The following is a 268-nucleotide window of genomic DNA, read 5'->3' as shown; positions in this document are numbered from 1 at the left end:
GCGGCACAGTGGATGCTGAGCCGCACGCCGGCCCGCTCGCGCGCCAGCCCGTCGATGCCTTGCCGCGCGGCCAGCGCGCGGGCCGGCGGCACCTGGTCCACCACATCGTTGACACCCAGCGCCGTGACCAGCACATCGGCTGGTTCCAACTCGGTCGAATCGAGCGCAGCCAGCGCCTGCTCGCTGCGGTGGCCGCTTCTCGCCACCAGTTGCCAGCCCACCGAATGGCCGGTCAGCCGGGCCAGCGCTTCACTGAGCCGACCCGCGA

The 268-nt window shown here is 72.8% G+C and carries 1 pseudogene; it reads right to left on the bottom strand.

The annotated features are described in order from the left end of the window. A pseudogene (locus RZA33_RS19510) lies at positions 1–268 on the bottom strand (hypothetical protein); the annotation flags it as partial.

The sequence above is a fragment of the Halovibrio sp. HP20-59 genome (assembly GCF_033052795.2).
Lineage (GTDB): Bacteria > Pseudomonadota > Gammaproteobacteria > Pseudomonadales > Halomonadaceae > Vreelandella.
The sequence above is the reverse complement of the archived record's forward strand: the minus strand, read 5'-3'. Positions and strand labels throughout refer to the sequence as shown.